Genomic DNA, 15810 nt, shown 5'->3' on the forward strand with positions numbered 1-15810 from the left:
TTTGATGAGCCTGAAAAATCACGCCAGGTCGGCCGCTGCCGGCATGCGCAGAATCGGTTTGATCGTGAGGCCGCTTTCGCTGTCGGCCATTGCTTCGTTGACTTGGTCAAAGGCGTAGAACCGGCACAGCTTGTCAAACGGGAAGCGGCCTTGCAGGTGCAGGTCGACTAGGGTGGGAATGAAAGCGTTGGCCACCACGTCGCCCTGGACAATGCCCATGATTCGCTTGCCGGGAATCATCACGTCGTTGATGTTGAACGCCACCTCGGTGCCCATCTTGGTTGCCCCGACAATCCCGCAGGTCCCCAGGGTCGTGAGCGCGTCGATGGCCTGGCGCAACACTTCGGCACGCCCGGAGCATTCCAGGCTGTAGTTCACGCCACCGCCGGTGATCTCACGAATGCGCTGCACAGGGTCCTCTTCCCGGCTGTTGATCACGTGGGTAGCGCCCACTTCAAGCGCCAGGCTCAAGCGGCTCGGCGTCACGTCGACGGCGATAATGGTGGTAGCCCCGGCCACTTTGGCCGCCATCACCGCCGCCAGGCCTACCGCGCCGGCACCGAACGCCGCGAAACTGGCGCCCGCCTCCACCTGCAACGCCTTGAGTACCGAACCCGCGCCCGTCTGAATGCCGCATCCCAGCGGGCCGAGCAATTCGAGCGGGGCCTTTTTCGACACTTTCACCACGCTGCGCTCGCTGGCGATGACATAGGTCGAAAAAAGACGACTGGCCGAAGAAGTGGTCATGTATCGGCGCCGCGTTGTCGCAGCTGCAGGTCGAGGTGCTGCCATCGAGGCGCCCACCGCCGAAGTTCAGCGGGTGCATATGGGAGCAATGCGCCGGATGCCCGGTTTCACAAGGTAGGCACAAGCCGCAGGACATGTAGGTCATGACCACGTGATCGCCAGGGGCGATGGTGGTGACCGCAGCGCCCACCGACTCGACAACCCCAGCGCCTTCATGACCCAGGACGATCGGCAGTGGCGTGGGAAACAGCTGGTCACGCACCACCATATCGGTGTGGCAAACCCCCGTCGCGACGATGCGCACACGGACTTCATCGGCGCGCGGAACCGCCAGCTCTGCACGCTCGAGCTGGAGCCTGCCACCGGCTTCACGCAATACGGCGACTTTGACTTCGATAGGGGCAAGGGTGCTTTGGGACATGTGTTTATCCTCTTGAATAGTTTCGGGGGGTGCTGCTTCGACTTACGCGGTTTGCAAGGCACGCGGACGATTGCTGCGCTGTTGCGCTTCAGGGTTGGCTGCCGGACGCAGCTGGAAATCAAAGGTCATTTGCGCAAAACGCCCAGGCACCTGATGGGCCGCGGCCAAGGCCTGGTCATCGATGAACTGCACCTCGCCGATCAATCCCTCGCGAGTGGCGTAGGCGAAGTCATCCCAGAGGTACTGGTCGTTGGACAGGTTGATCTGGGTGGTCAAATGCTCGTACCCCGGGGCGGACACGAAGAAGTGGATATGCGCCGGGCGCTGGCCATGCCGGCCCAGGTGATTCAGGCACTCCTGGGTCGGGCCCTGGGGGTCACAACCGTAGCCCGAGGGGACGATGCTCCTGACCCGGTAACGGCCGTCGGCGTCGGTCACGATGCGCCGGCGCAGATTGAATTCGGATTGGCTTTTATCGAAGTGGGAGTAATTGCCCTTACTGTCCGCTTGCCACAAGTCCACCAGGGCCCCGGCAATCGGCTGGCCTTGCAGGTTGAGGATCTGCCCCTGGACAAAAAATGCAGTGGCGACCTCGTCTTCGGCGCCATCATCCATCCGGGCATAACCCTGGCTGAGGGGGGCACCCGCTACATACAACGGCCCTTCAATCGTCCGCGGCGTGCCCCCGGTACGCCCTGCTTCGGCCTCCTTGGCATCGTTGAGCAGATCGAGAAAGTGCTCCACGCCCAAGCCTGCCGCCAGCAACCCGGCCTCGTTGCTTTTGCCGAGGCGGTTGATGTATTCGACACCGGCCCAGAACTCACCGTCACTGATCTCCAGTTCTTCAATGAGCCTGGCGGTCTCTTGCAGAATACGGAATACGATTTGTTTGTTGCGCGGGTTACCCGCCGTGTTCTTCAGCCCTGCTGCGTCCTGGAAAAACTCAAGCATTGGGGCGGTATGGGAAATGCTGACAGCCATTGAGGTTTCACCTGTTTTTTATTGTGGGTGTAGCGCGCCAGCCGCTGGGAATGGGGACTGGCGCATTGCTGGAATGCAGTCAGACCGTCTCTGACCACCCGAGCCGGGTGCGAGCCTCGGCCAGGTCCGAGTGCAGATCGTGGTCCCACAGCCAGTCGAAACGACTGGCCAGGGTGCTCGACAGAAGGGGCTCATGATCTTCGACCTGGCGATCTCGGAACTCATAGAGCTCGCCGGCTTCCCAGGAGGTTCGCTGAACACGGCAAGCGCGGGGGCGGCGGATAGCGTCGTACACCTCCAACACGTTTTGCGCATCACCCTGAAGCACCCGCGGGTCCCCCAGAAGGCGTGCAAGCAGCCAGGCATCTTCCAGGCCCTGCCCCGCCCCGGCACCTTGGTGAGGGAGCATTGCGTGGGCAGCATCACCGATCAGCCCGACACGGCCGTGGGTATAGCCTGCCAGCTCGTCCAACTCGTGAAGTGCCCAGAGGGTGGGCGCGGGAATGCATTCGAGCAGCACGCGAACCGCATCCCCCCAATGCGCGAAAGCGTCCAGCATCTGGGCCTGGCTGGTGCTCTTGACCCATGGCGTGTCTTGCGGCCATACCGGGTTGGGATCGGTGCGATCAGACACAAAGGCGACCACGTTGATCAATCGGCCCTGCTTGACCGGAAAAGTGAGGATGTGGGCGTCGAGCCCCAGGTACATTTGCGGGACGTTGATCAGGTGTTCATCCACACCTGCAGCGCGATAGGCGGCACGTAATTGCTCACTGTCGATCATGCCTCGATAGGCACAGGTGCCACTGAATCGAGGCGCGACCAAAGGCTGGCCGATGCCCTGAAGCACATAGTCACGAATCGAGGATTTGATGCCGTCGGCGGCGATCAGCAGGTCGCACTGATAATCGGAGCCATCGGTGAACTGAACGCTGACCCTGTCCTGTTCCTCGTGGACGCTGACTGCACGCTTGTCGAAGCAGGCGATACCCTCCGGAAGTTGCGTGGCCAGGGCGTCGAGAAAATCGGCGCGGTGGACGGAAGACTGGCCGACGCCCTGGGCGACACTGGCCCCGAGGTAACCGGCATCGACGCCCCGGCGCCATTCAAACCAGATGTCTTGCCAGGGTTGCGGGGTGCGGTCCGCGATGCGCTCGTAGGGCTTGCCGATCCCCAGCCCCTCGATGGCCCGGACGGCGTTCGCCCCAAAGGACACGCCCGCACCGACCTCGCCAAAGGCTGGCGCGGCTTCAAATAATTTCACGTCCAGATGCTGATGACGGCACAGATCCAGTGCCAGGGCGACGCCAGCGATACCGCCGCCGACAATGCCCACTTGCAAGACAGAATGAGGGCTACTCATGGAGAAAACCTTGTGTGTTGTTTTTGGAATGGCCCGATCATGACTATTCACAAAGCATTGATAAATGCCCTAAACCCCATACAAACTATCACCAGCCTGAATACTCATTCAGCCCTAAGAAACTGCCCCCAGCCGAGTGAAGTCGAGATGAACCTGCGAGAACTGGATCTGAATCTGTTGGTGATCTTCCACCAACTGCTTATGGATCGAAGCGTTTCAACTACGGCCGAAAGCCTGGGGCTGACCCAGCCGGCCGTGAGCAACGCGCTCAAGCGTCTGCGCACCACGTTTAACGACGAGTTGTTTGTGCGCACCAATCATGGGATGCAGCCAACGTCCTATGCCGCTCAACTGGCCGAGCCGATTTCTCAGGCGATCAACCTGCTGCACGGTGCGATCAATCGTCATGACGCGTTCGATCCGGCCACCAGCCAGAAGCGCTTTGTCGTGGCGATGACCGACATCGGGGAGATTTACTTTGTGCCACGGTTGATCGACGCCTTGCTCAAACAGGCACCTGGGATATCGGTCAGCACACGGCGCAGCAATGCCGAGCTGTCCGATAACCTGGCCAATGGCGAGGTGGACTTGGCCGTTGGATTGCTGCCGGATCTGCAAGCGGGGTTCTATCAGAGACGCCTGTTCCACCATCGCTATGTGTGCTTGTGCCGCAAGGATCACCCGCTCACCAAACAGCCCATGACACGGGAGGGCTTTTGCGAGTTCGGCCATGTGAGGATCGTCGCCGCCAGCACAGGCCATGGGGAGATCGATACGCACATGCAGCGGGCCGGTCTGCAACGAGACATTCGGCTGGAGGTCCCACACTTTGTTGCGGTCGGGCATATCCTGCAGAACACCGACCTGATCGCCACAGTGCCCGAGCGTTTCGCCAACAGTTGCGTCGGCCCTTTTGGATTGACCAGCCTGCCGTTGCCGTTACCGCTCCCCGAGATCGCCATCAATCTGTTCTGGCACGGTAAATACAACCGGGACCCGGCCAACAAATGGTTCCGGCAACTGATGTTTGATCTGTTCAGCGATTGAGCGGATCAAGGCTGACGATATCGCGGCGCTGATCCAACCGGGTCACTGCCAATGCTTGCAGAGCTTGACCAGTTCATCGACCACGTAGCGCACCTTCGGCCGCAGATGGGAGACCTTTGGCCAGACCGCGTGCACATCGACAGCCTCCGGCTCATAGGCTTGCAGCACCTCCACCAGCCTGCCCGCTTCAATATCGTCCCGGAACAGGCTGCGCGGCATCTGGCATAAACCGGTGCCGGCGACGGCGGCGAGAATCATCGCTTCCCCGTCACCAATCTGATGGGTCGACGGTGGCGCGTAGCGTACGGTTTGCCCCGCCTGGGCGACTCGCCACGACAAGGGTTGGCCGCGTCGATGGCCGACAATGCAACGGTGATGGCTGAGGTCCTCCAGGGTCTGTGGCACCCCATGGCGCGCCAGGTAATCCGGGGCGGCACAAATGGCCCAACGTTGCCGGGCCAGCCGGCGCGCCACCAGGCCGCTGGTGTCTTGCAATTCGCCAAAGCGCACCAACAAATCGATCCCCTCCTCGATGGGGTCCACCAGGTGGTCGGAAAACGTCAGGTTCAGGTGCAAGGCCGGGTACTTGTTGGCGATCTCAAACAGTAACGGAGCCACGACCCGACGCCCGAAGGCCACTGGGATGTCGACTCGCAGGCGCCCGGAAGGCTCACCGCCGCCAGGGCCCAGCCCGCTCTCGGCGGCACCAATTTCTTCAAGGGCTGTCGAGCACGCCACGAAATAGGCCTCGCCATCGGCCGTCAGGGAAATCCGCCGAGTGGTTCGATGAAACAACTGCGTACCCAGGCGTTCCTCGAGACGCGCAATGGCTTTGCCCACTGCGGATTTTGACAGGCCCAGGCGCTCGGCCGCCTGGGTGAAGCTGGTCGAGCGCGCGGCTACGACGAACGTGATAACGCCCTGGAAAGAATCGATAGGAACCATGCCCACTCGCCAATTGTAGATTTTAAGTCTACCCAGATTATAGTTTCAGGCGGTTTATCGCCAGATCACTCAACAGTAGGATGAATTCCAGAAAGACAACGGTGCAGATCGTGACCGCACATCGTGCACCTCTCTCCAGATCAAAGCCCCAAGAGGACACCCACATGCCCGTAGTACGAGTGAGCTGGTTCGAAGGTAAAGAACACGCACAGAAAGCCGCTGTCGCCGCCGACATCACCGACAGCATCGTCAAGCACACCGGCACCGATGCCAGCTATGTCTACGTCATTTTTGAAGACGTGGCGGCGTCGGACTGGGCTGGCGCAGGAAAACTGTTCGGGGAAGCGCCCGAGAAATCCTGACCCCATCAGCACTGACTGCATCGGCTTGGTCAGCGGTGCATCCTCAACAGGCTTTCAAGAGGCCCCTGACGGAAGAACGACCCATGCATCCCCATATTTCCTGCCTGTTCTCCCTCGCGGTAAAACCCGCCGAGTTCGCCGAGTTCAAGGCGCTGATCGCCACCATCGTGGCCGCGACCCGCGCCGAGCCAGGCACCCTGGTTTACGAATACAGCGTCAACGAAGACCAGAGCACGGTTCACATTCTTGAGCGCTATAACGCCGATGCCGTCGTCAGTCACGTCGACACCACCTTTGCACCGTTCGGCAAGCGCTTCCTCGAGCTGTGCACCGTCACCAGCCTGGTGGTCTACGGCACACCGGACGCAGAAGTCCGTAAACGCCTGGACCCGTTTGGCGCGGTGTACATGACCCCCTTCGACGGTTTCAGCCGCTAAGCCCCATGACGGCGCAGGCTTGACGGCACCATCAGGGCTGCGCCCTTTTCCCTTCCCGCACAGAGATCACCATGTCCGGTATTGCTGAAGTTATTAAGTCCCGAATTTCCGCCAACAGCTACGACACTGAACGCCAACTGAGCGATCAACAAATCGCCGAGCTGATCGATCTGGCAACACACGCCCCCTCTGCCTTCAACCTTCAGAACTGGAAGTTCCTGGCCGTGCGCAGCACCGACGCCAAGGCACGCTTGCTGCCATTGGCTTTCGGCCAACAGAAGATCATGGATGCAGCCGTGACCTTTATTGTCTGTGGCACCCTCAAGCCCCATGAAACACTGCCGGCGACCCTGAAACCGACACTCGATGCCGGCATCATTGACCAGGCGATCTACGACATGTGGGTGGGCGCGGCTCAAGGCATGTACCAGGAAAACCCGCAGTTGCAACGCGACGAAGCGATCCGCTCAGGCTCACTCGCCGCCATGACCTTGATGCTGGCAGCCAAGGGCCAGGGCTTGGTTTCCACCCCCATGATCGGCTTCGATCAGGCGGCCGTGGCCAAAGAGTTTGCGCTCTCGGACGTGGAAATTCCGGTCATGTTGGTCACCGTTGGCTATCCAGGCTCGGCCAACTGGCCGCAAAAGCCCCGTAAAGCCGTCAACGACGTGCTGCTGTTCGTATAACCCCATGGCACGAACGCTGGCGAAGCCTGGCTTCGTCAGTGGCGGCTGCTCGCTTCACAACCATGACCTACCAAGGGCATTGAAAGACCACCGTTATGTCCAACTCATCCTCTTCGTTACGCGCCATCCTGATCGCTGTCTGCCTGGGGTTTCTGGTCGTTCAACTGGATGTCAGCGTAGTGAACGTCGGCCTGGGTGCCCTCAAGAGCGCGTTCGGTAGCGACCTCACAGGCTTGCAATGGGTCATCAACAGCTACGCCCTGCCCTTTTCTGCCTTGCTGATCCTTGGCGGCGCCTGGGGCGACAAGTGGGGGGCAAAATCGGTCTTCGCAGCGGGCTTCGCTGTCTTCACCCTGGCCTCCGTGGGCTGTGGCCTCGCCGACAGCATGACCCAGCTGATCACTCTGCGTGTGGTACAGGGCATCGGCGCGGCGTTGCTTATACCGACCTCACTGACCCTGATCCGCGTGTCATTTCATGACCCCAGCGCCCGTCGTTCAGCCGTGGCGCTTTGGGGCGCCTGCGGCGGTATCGCACTGGCTGCCGGGCCCGTCATCGGCGGCCTGATGATCGAGTATTTCGGCTGGCGCAGCGTATTCCTGCTTAACATTCCGATCGGCCTGCTGGCCATCGGGCTGATCCTGCGTTACGCCCCCGCGCCCCCTCGGGTTGATAAGCAGGTCGATATTCCCGGACAAATCAGTATTGCCATTTGCCTGGCCTCGCTGACCTATGGCTTGACCGAATCCAGTGCCAAGGGTTGGGTCGGTGAAACACTGGCAGCCATGGCAATCGCTGTCATCTGTGCGCTGGCCTTTAGGGTGATTGAGCGTCGGGTAAAACATCCGATGCTGCCCACTCGCCTGGCGACCAACAAAGTGCTGGGGAGCATGGCGCTGGCAGGCGCGGCGATCAACCTGACCTTTTATGGAACGGTCTTCGTGTTCAGCATTTACTTTCAAACATTCCTGCACTACGACGCGTTCGAGACCGGCTTGTCGTTTATCCCGCTGACGGCGGTGCTGACACTCTCAACCATGCTCTCGGCAAGGTTCGCCAAGCGGTTCAGCGCCACGCGTATCATCACGACAGGTTTCACGGTTCAGATCATCGGGTTCATCGCCCTGTCGCAAACCACTCCACACACCTCGCTGTGGCAGCTCAACGGCGCGCTCATGCTCGTGGGTATTGGCAGCGCGATGTCTGTCCCGTCCATTACCAACTCGATGCTCTCGTCCGTCACCCAGCACGATGCAGGTATCGCCTCGGGCTTGATGGCCTCTGCCAGGCAACTGGGCGGCGTGATCGGTGTTGCCGTTTTCGGCACCCTGATCGCCCACTCTGACGAGGCATCGTTCTCCTACGGGATGTCGAAGGCCATGCTGTTCTCGGCGTTGACTTTGCTCATCTGCATCGGCGTGAACCTGTACGTTTCCCGCCAAACCCGGGTGCCGGCGCCACAGTAACAATCAGCTGGCGCTGAAGCGTGAGTATTGGCTATCTATCACCTCATCAGCCGTACGACTCCAACAGATGCAGCGATAACGGCAACCAACGCATTCAACATCATGAGAAAACCCTGAAGATCACGCACTTCCAGTCGTCAAAAAGAAACCCGATGAAGAAAGATTTCTCATCGGGTTCTTCGCGAACGTTTGACGGCTGACTACGCGATAACAACGGCTAGAACATCAGTCATCGCGCACCCCTTTCGGCAGGTGTCACTCAGACGATATCGTCGACCACCCCGCCATCTACCCGGAGCGCCGCCCCGGTGGTGGCGGATGCCTGCGTCGAGCAAACGTAAACGATCATGTTCGCGACTTCTTCGACCGTGGAAGCGCGCTGGATGATCGAACTGGGTCGATGCTGCATGACGAATGCTGAGGCCACCGACTCGAGTGATTCTCCGGTGCGCTCCACTTCTGCGCTCAGCATTTCAGCAACGCCATCGGACAGCGTCGGTCCGGGGAGTACACTATTCACGGTTACGCCACTTCCCGCGACGCGCTTGGCTAAACCACGCGCCAAGGCCAATTGCGCTGTTTTCGACACGCCGTAATGGATCATGTCCGCAGGGATGTTGCGTGCCGATTCAGACGCGACAAACACCACGCGCCCCCAACCACTCTCAACCATTGCTGGCAGCAAGGCTCGGCTTAAACGCACACCTGACATCACGTTGGTTTGCCAGTAGTTGTTCCAGACCTCATCGTCCGCTTCAAAGAAATCCTGGGACCCATAGATGCCCGCATTGTTCACCAGGATGTCGATACCACTGAGGCCAGCCAGCAGCGCCTCGACCCCTTCCGAGGTGCTCAGGTCCGCAGCGACACCCGTAACAACGGCTTCAGGCACCGCAGCCATCAGACGAGCCACCGCATCGTTTACAGAATGTTGACTCCTACCGTTGATGACGACGGCTGCGCCGGCTTGCGCGAGCCCTTTGGCCACCGCAAAACCGATACCACCGGTGGATGCGGTCACTAAGGCACGTTTCGTGTTCAGTTGGATATTCATCGTTACTCCGTCAAGAATGAGCGGGCATGTCTGCCCTTCAGTAGCCCCTACAGCGACGTAGAAAACCAAGGGGACACTCTATTGACTGATCGCACGGTGATAAATATCCATTGCGGATGGTGATTTACAACAGCCTGTTTCAAAAGGCCTCCGGCACCACCGCATCCACGCCAAAGGTCTGCGTCGCAAAGTCGAGAAAGCGACGGACTTTAGGTGTCAACCTGCGATCAGGTGCGAAGAGCACATGCAAGGGCCGACTGGGCGGCGGGTAGTCGGGCAGCAACGCGACCAGTTCACCTTGCTGCAGCGACTTGCGCACAAGCTCCACGGGTTGCAGCAATATGCCCAATCCGGCCAGCGCGGCGCACAGAAGTGGTTCGCCGTGATCAGCCATCAACCGGCTGCCCACCGGAACAATGACCTTGCCTTCAGGCCCGTCAAACGTCCAATGGGTGCGCAGCTCTGTGTGTGAAAACCCCAGGCATTCATGGGCCTGAAGGTCCCACGGTGTTTCAATCGCGGGCTTGCCTTTCAAGTAGGACGGCGCTGCACACAGAATGAGCCTGTAGGGCGCCAACGGCCTTGCAACCAGGCCGCTGTCCGAAAGCTGTCCAACCCTGAACACCACATCAAAGCCTTCGTCTATCAGATCGACGGCACGGTTGGCCAAGGTCAGTTCGACGCTGACCAACGGGTTGGCCTGCATGAACTCAGGCAGCCTGGGCGCAAGCGACTGCATACCGAAACTCACGGGCGCATTGATCCTCAGCTTACCGCTGGGCGAGGCCTGTGTTTCGGCCGCCATATTTTCAGCCGTTTCCACTTCCGCCAGGATGAATTTGCAGCGTTCATAAAATTCGCGCCCGAAGTCCGTGAGACTCTGGCGCCGGGTGGTGCGGTTTAACAAACGCACGCCCAGGTGCTGCTCCAAATGATGAACGTGCTTGCCAATCAATTGCGCCGACATTTGCAGCGCATTGCCCGCGGCACTGAACGACCCCATCTCCACGGCTTTGACAAACGCCGCCATGCTACTCAGACGATCCATTACCAATGATCCGTTTCGAATGTTCACGCATTCTGGGTATTTATCTGACGACTGTCCAAGCTCTATTGTCCGCTCGCAGCACAATCGTGGTGCCAAGTGCGGAAGCCTGAGTGAAGTCATCAACCGCAGGTTAACGACTCGGCATTTCGAGGTAGTGATTGGTGTATTCGGCGCGCTGAGGCCAGGCCTCAATAAGGCTCAAGACTTGACTTGATTGCCTAGCGCCTTTTTTTAACTGCATGGAATTGGACTGTGGAATACCCGCTGAAAAAACAATCGCTCTGCGCCCTGCTCGGCGAAGACGTTTACTTTCCCCATGAAATCATGGGCCAGGCGTTCCGCGTTTCGGACTTCGAAGGCCTGACACTCAGCAGCTTCGTCACCAGCGACCAGGTCAACCTGGGGTACTGGGAAGCCGGTTCGGGCAGGCCCCTGGTCTTCATCCCGGGCTGGTCTGCAAACGGCGCGATGTATTTCCACGTCATGCATATCCTGAGCAAGCATTACCACGTGTACGTGCTGGACGTTCGCAACCAGGGCCTCTCCGAAAGGACCGTGCTCGGCAACCGGATTTCACGCTATGCCATGGATGTGAAAGAGTTTGCAGAGCACCTGGGCCTGACCGAGGCCGACTACTGCGGCTGGTCAATGGGCGCCTCCGTGATGTGGGCCTACATCGACCTGTTCGGCACACAAGGCATTCGGACGCTGAGTATCATCGACCAGGCCCCCTCGATCTATTGCCACGCCGACTGGACAGAACAGCAGCGACTGGAAGCAGGGGCTTTCACCACCTCGCCTGAACGCATGATCGCGTCCTACGTCAACATGACGCCCACCAACCAATTGATTTCGGGAAGCCGAGTGGTCGAGCGGGCCATGGCCCTGGACTCACCCTACTTTCACAACGTCATAAGCCTGGCGCAGGCGGTTGTGAGCGACGACATGGCGTTCACAGGGCTCGTACTTTTCGATCACGCCACCAACGATTGGCGAGACGTCATTCAATTCAAGATTGATGTTCCAACGGCGATTTTCACAGGGGAATACAGCGACTGGCTGGACAGTCAGCGATGGATGAGCTCGGTCATCGATGACGCGGTGCTGCATGTGTACAGCAAAGCCGAACAAGGCGACCACTTTCTGGCATTCAAGAATCCGGAAAAATTCGCTGCCGATCTGCAAGCCTTCCTGGACACCCCTTGACTCAAGCCCCACCCCCTCTCTCTACAAGCAGCGCGCTCGCCCGATAAGTCCGCGACAACGCCTTGTACGCCCAGAATGCGACGCTCCATTTGCCCGGCTGAAGGCTCCCCTTTGTCAGCCGGGATTTTTTTTGCGCCACACCGCCTCTACCGCTCCCACTGGGGGTGGCTAAACCGCTCAGCCAGGAAATTGATCAGCGCCCGAACCTTGCTCGCCAAGTGCTTGCGACTGGGATAAACCACGTAGATGCCCAACTCGACGGATCGGTACTCAGGCAAGACCTCCACCAAGGTGCCGTCCCGCAAGTCCTGCCCCACCATGAAGCTGGGTTGCAGGGCGATGCCGCCACCCGACAGGGCAATACTGCGGCAGGTATCGCCATTGTTGCAGCGCACGGTCGAGCGTGTGCGCACGCTTTCACTGCCGTCAGGGCCCTCGAACTGCCACTCATTGCCGCTGGCGAAGTGGGTGTAGGCAATCACGCCGTGCTCGCTCAAGTCGGTCAGGACGCGCAGCGGAGGATGGCTGGCCAGGTACTCGGGCGAGGCGCACAGGCACATGCGCGTACCCGCCAGGCGGCGTCCCACCAGAGAAGAGTTTTCCATGCGCGCAATGCGCACCGCGGCATCAAAGCCCTCCTCCACCAGATCCACCAGGCGGTCGTTCAAACTGATGTCCAATTCGACGTTGGGGTAGGCCCTCATGAAGTCGGCCCACAACGGCGCCAGATGCAGCACGCCAAAACTCACCGGCGCATTCACCCGCAGTACGCCGCTGGGCTCAGGCGCTGACGATGAAACGGCCTCTTCTGCCTGATCCATCAACGCCAGGACCTCCCGAGCCTGGTGATAAAACTGCCGTCCCTCCTCCGTCAATGACAGGCTGCGCGTGGTGCGATGCAGCAGCCTCACCCCGAGCCGCTCTTCAAGGCTGCTCACATAACGCGAGATCGCTGCCTTGGACATCTCCAGAGGCTCGGCTGCCCCCACGAAGGTGCCCTTGTCGACCACCGTGCAGAAGACCTGCATCTCCAGCGCTCTGTCCATTATTATCTCGATTAGTGGAACTATTAATCATATTTGAGCTTATTTATCTCAAATTCACAACCTATAAACTGAGCCCATCGAAACGCAAACCAACGCAAATGAGGTCGTTATGAAAATCACCGTAATCGGTACCGGTAACATGGGCTCGGCGTTCGCCAAACAGTTGTCCAGTGCCGGGCACAGCGTTCGCATCACTGGCCGTGACATTGAAAAGGCCCACGTGCTGGCCGCCCAGTTTGCAAATGTCAGCGCCTTTCCGGCCGCTGAAGCCCTGGGTGACAGCGATGTCGTGGTCCTGGCCACGGCCTACACAGACGCCGCCGCAGCCCTGCAAAGCCTGGGTGACCTGACCGGCAAAGTGGTCATCGACATTACCAACCCACTGAGCGCCGACTACATGTCGCTGACCATCGGTCACGTGACCAGCGCCAGCGAGGAAATCGCCAAAGCCGTGCCTCAAGCCCACGTGGTCAAGGCATTCAATACCCTGTTCGCTCAAGTGCTCGCCGACGGCGACCTTCTCGGATGACCAGCGTGGCAGCGTGTTCGTCGCCAGTGACAGTGAGCGCGCCAAGCAGACCGCAACAGCCCTGGCACAGAGCCTGGGTTGGAACACGGTGAACGCCGGCGGCCTGATCAACGCCCGTTACCTGGAGCCGCTGGCAGGCCTGAACATCTACCTCGGCTATGGCGCCGGCCTGGGCACGTCCATCGCCCCTGCCTGGCTTAACAAGTAATCACTTCGGAGCGCTTCACCATGAACACTTCGTTTCCCCTGCTGTTTGTGTCTCATGGTGCTCCAATGTTTGCCATCGAGCCCGGTCTGGCTGGTCAACGGCTGGCCGAGCTCGGTCGCGAACTGCCGCGACCCGACGCCATCGTCATCCTCTCGCCGCACTGGATGACCCGTGGTGAAGTCAACGTCACGGCGAGCACCGCCCCTGAAACCATTCACGATTTTGGTGGGTTTCCCGATGCGCTCTACCAGTTGAACTACCCGGCACCGGGTGCTCCAGCACTGGCCGCCCACATTGTGGACCTGCTGCAAAGCGCGGGCTGGAAGTCCCGGCTCGACCCCCATCGCGGCCTGGATCACGGCGCCTGGGTGCCCCTGCTGTACCTGGCGCCCGAGGCAGACATCCCGATCGTTCAGGTCTCGATGCCCGCCAGGCTCGACACACACCAAGCCTGGAAACTGGGACAAGCGCTCAAGCCCCTGCGGGACATGAATGTACTGATCGTCGCGTCTGGCAGCCTGACCCATAACTTGTACGAGTTTCGGGGAGCGACCCGTGAGGGTGCCGGGTACGTGAAGGAGTTCGCGGCCTGGACCGCCCGGACCTTGCAGGCGGGCCATACCGATCAACTGCTGGATTACAAGGCGCACGCCCCCTCAGCCGAGCGAGCCCATCCAACCGATGAGCATTTCCTGCCGCTACTCATCGCCTTGGGCGCGGCCGGTGAAGACTATGAAACCCGAGTGCTGGAAGGCGGCGTGACCTACGGGGTGCTGGCGATGGACAGCTACCTGTTTTCCTCGAACAACCGTGATGGATCGAAATCCATTCAACTCAGTCAAGGCATTACCGACCATGCGTGATACGACTTTTTCTGAAGCGGCCCGCGAGCCGCAATCGGGCCTCTTTTTCCGCAAAGGCTGCAGCACCTCTGCCCCCAAGGGCCGCCTGCTGCTGCTACACGGCGTCGGCTCGAATGAAGCCAACCTCGGGGCCCTGGCCGAATCGCTGCCAGAGGAACTGGAAGTGATCCTGCTGCGTGCTCCGTTGCAGGTCGGCCCACAAGGTTTCGCCTGGTACCAGGTGAACTTCACCAGCAACGGCCCGTCGTTCAACAAGGAACAGGCAGAGTCCAGTCGGCAACTTTTGCAGAACTTCATCAAGGCACTGCCTGAGCTTCCGACTGTCATCGCCGGCTTCAGCCAGGGCGGCATCATGAGCGCGAGCCTGGCCCTCACCGAGCCTGAACTGGTCGCCGGCTTTGCCATTCTTAGCGGCCGCATGCTGCGCGAGATTGCCCCGAAAATCGCCTCAACCGAGCGCCTTGAATCGCTTCAAGCCTTCATCGCCCATGGGCACCAGGACGGCGTCCTGCCTGTGGATTGGGCGAAAGAAGCCGACGCCTGGCTGGACCGAATCGGCGTGGCCCACGAAACCCATTTCTACAACATGGCCCACGAGATTATTGGTGAAGAACTGACCGACCTTTCTCAATGGCTGACCCAAACGCTGTCTCTAACCCCATAAACAAAGGAACCCCACCATGATTGACGCTCGTACCGCTCCCTACGCTGCTTTTGTGATGCGCCTGGCACTGGGCATCATGTTCATTGCCCACGGCCTGACCAAGGTATTCGTATTCACCCCGGCAGGCACGGCAGGCTTTTTTGAATCCATCGGCTTTCCTGGCTTCCTGGCCTACCCGGTCATGGCCTTTGAGGTCATCGGCGGCTTGATGCTGGTGCTGGGCATCTATGCACGTTGGGTCGCCGCGCTGGCCGTGGTTCAGCTGTTCGTCGCCGCGACCGTCCACTTCGGCAATGGCTGGAGCTTCACCAACGCCAATGGCGGCTGGGAATACCCTATCTACCTGTCCGTAACAGCACTGGTCGTAGCCTTGCTGGGTGACGGTGCCTTTGCGGCAAAGTCGTCCAGCAAAGCGTAAGTCACTGCCGCCACAAACACGGCCGACGCCTGGGGAACACCCGTGCATCGGCCGTTGCATTGGTCGACGGGTACAAAACAGGCAACAGCCATTTTCTGAAGCGAAACGAAACAAGGATTCAACACCTCAACACGGCCCTTAAAGACGTCCTGGAAAACCAGACGCTCAAGGGCTGATCGCGGCATCGGCTCACAGCCCTTTTGCCATCGCCGGCCGATTAGAAACAAATCGACCGGAGTCCTCAAACAAAACGGGCGTGTTTGTTTGCCGAGTGTGCGCCTAAGCTTGATGCGCTTTGGGCGGCGCTTGGGCAGGGAAC

At 59.8% G+C, this 15810-nt stretch carries 15 protein-coding genes and 2 pseudogenes; 10 read left to right on the forward strand and 7 right to left on the reverse strand.

The features are described 5' to 3' along the window. Positions 1–18: 18 nt before the first annotated feature. The 3 genes and pseudogenes from M1B34_RS25630 to salA form a co-directional block, all read right to left on the reverse strand. Positions 19–1168, reverse strand: a pseudogene (locus tag M1B34_RS25630) (NAD(P)-dependent alcohol dehydrogenase). 42 nt (positions 1169–1210) lie between these two features. Beyond that, entirely contained in the window at positions 1211–2149 is a 939-nt protein-coding gene (catA, locus tag M1B34_RS25635) for a catechol 1,2-dioxygenase (RefSeq protein WP_268266590.1), read from the reverse strand. Between the two features lie 79 nt (positions 2150–2228). Further along, complete coding sequence (gene salA / locus M1B34_RS25640; RefSeq protein ID WP_268266591.1) at positions 2229–3512, reverse strand: salicylate 1-monooxygenase; 1284 nt, start codon at positions 3510–3512, stop codon at positions 2229–2231. Positions 3513–3659: 147 nt separating this feature from the next. On the opposite strand from salA, the gene M1B34_RS25645 reads away from it, so the two are divergent. Continuing rightward, positions 3660–4559: a LysR family transcriptional regulator gene (locus M1B34_RS25645; RefSeq protein WP_268266592.1), complete on the forward strand. Its 900-nt coding sequence runs from the start codon at positions 3660–3662 to the stop codon at positions 4557–4559. A 42-nt stretch (positions 4560–4601) separates the two neighbouring features. Here the strand turns inward: M1B34_RS25645 and M1B34_RS25650 are convergent, their stop codons facing one another. Next, entirely contained in the window at positions 4602–5504 is a 903-nt protein-coding gene (locus tag M1B34_RS25650; protein WP_268266593.1) for a LysR family transcriptional regulator, read from the reverse strand. A 164-nt stretch (positions 5505–5668) separates the two neighbouring features. Between M1B34_RS25650 and M1B34_RS25655 the strand changes: the two genes are divergently transcribed. From M1B34_RS25655 to M1B34_RS25670, 4 genes are all read left to right on the forward strand, one after another. Continuing rightward, the gene (locus M1B34_RS25655) at positions 5669–5866 is read left to right on the forward strand and encodes a tautomerase family protein (protein ID WP_185039267.1); all 198 of its coding nucleotides are present in this window, start codon (positions 5669–5671) and stop codon (positions 5864–5866) included. Between the two features lie 83 nt (positions 5867–5949). Continuing rightward, a complete protein-coding gene (locus M1B34_RS25660; RefSeq protein ID WP_123334162.1) occupies positions 5950–6303 on the forward strand; it encodes a putative quinol monooxygenase in 354 nt (117 codons plus the stop codon). A gap of 71 nt (positions 6304–6374) precedes the next feature. Then, positions 6375–6989: a nitroreductase family protein gene (locus tag M1B34_RS25665; protein ID WP_123334163.1), complete on the forward strand. Its 615-nt coding sequence runs from the start codon at positions 6375–6377 to the stop codon at positions 6987–6989. Positions 6990–7084: 95 nt separating this feature from the next. Further along, positions 7085–8455: an MFS transporter gene (locus M1B34_RS25670; RefSeq protein WP_268266594.1), complete on the forward strand. Its 1371-nt coding sequence runs from the start codon at positions 7085–7087 to the stop codon at positions 8453–8455. Positions 8456–8714: 259 nt separating this feature from the next. Here the strand turns inward: M1B34_RS25670 and M1B34_RS25675 are convergent, their stop codons facing one another. Beyond that, the gene (locus M1B34_RS25675) at positions 8715–9509 is read right to left on the reverse strand and encodes an SDR family NAD(P)-dependent oxidoreductase (protein ID WP_268266595.1); all 795 of its coding nucleotides are present in this window, start codon (positions 9507–9509) and stop codon (positions 8715–8717) included. Between the two features lie 139 nt (positions 9510–9648). Beyond that, on the reverse strand, positions 9649–10557 hold the full coding sequence (locus M1B34_RS25680; RefSeq protein WP_268266596.1) for a LysR family transcriptional regulator: 909 nt from the start codon (positions 10555–10557) through the stop codon (positions 9649–9651). 252 nt (positions 10558–10809) lie between these two features. Between M1B34_RS25680 and M1B34_RS25685 the strand changes: the two genes are divergently transcribed. Beyond that, positions 10810–11763: an alpha/beta fold hydrolase gene (locus M1B34_RS25685; RefSeq protein ID WP_123334171.1), complete on the forward strand. Its 954-nt coding sequence runs from the start codon at positions 10810–10812 to the stop codon at positions 11761–11763. Positions 11764–11909: 146 nt separating this feature from the next. On the opposite strand, the gene M1B34_RS25690 is transcribed toward M1B34_RS25685, so the two are convergent. After that, a complete protein-coding gene (locus tag M1B34_RS25690) occupies positions 11910–12809 on the reverse strand; it encodes a LysR family transcriptional regulator (RefSeq protein WP_268266597.1) in 900 nt (299 codons plus the stop codon). A 109-nt stretch (positions 12810–12918) separates the two neighbouring features. Between M1B34_RS25690 and M1B34_RS25695 the strand changes: the two are divergent. From M1B34_RS25695 to M1B34_RS25715, 4 genes and pseudogenes are all read left to right on the forward strand, one after another. After that, positions 12919–13546: pseudogene (locus M1B34_RS25695) on the forward strand (NADPH-dependent F420 reductase). Between the two features lie 20 nt (positions 13547–13566). Then, positions 13567–14409 carry a DODA-type extradiol aromatic ring-opening family dioxygenase gene (locus tag M1B34_RS25705; RefSeq protein ID WP_123334177.1) on the forward strand — a complete coding sequence of 281 codons (843 nt, stop codon included), beginning with the start codon at positions 13567–13569 and terminating at the stop codon, positions 14407–14409. Next, on the forward strand, positions 14402–15073 hold the full coding sequence (locus tag M1B34_RS25710; protein ID WP_123334179.1) for an alpha/beta hydrolase: 672 nt from the start codon (positions 14402–14404) through the stop codon (positions 15071–15073). The genes M1B34_RS25705 and M1B34_RS25710 overlap by 8 nt, the downstream gene beginning before the upstream one ends. 16 nt (positions 15074–15089) lie before the next feature. Then, positions 15090–15491, forward strand: coding sequence for a DoxX family protein (locus M1B34_RS25715; RefSeq protein WP_123334181.1), 402 nt, complete (start codon positions 15090–15092; stop codon positions 15489–15491). Positions 15492–15810: the final 319 nt, after the last annotated feature.

This window comes from Pseudomonas morbosilactucae (genome assembly GCF_023241715.1).
Taxonomy (GTDB): domain Bacteria; phylum Pseudomonadota; class Gammaproteobacteria; order Pseudomonadales; family Pseudomonadaceae; genus Aquipseudomonas; species Aquipseudomonas morbosilactucae.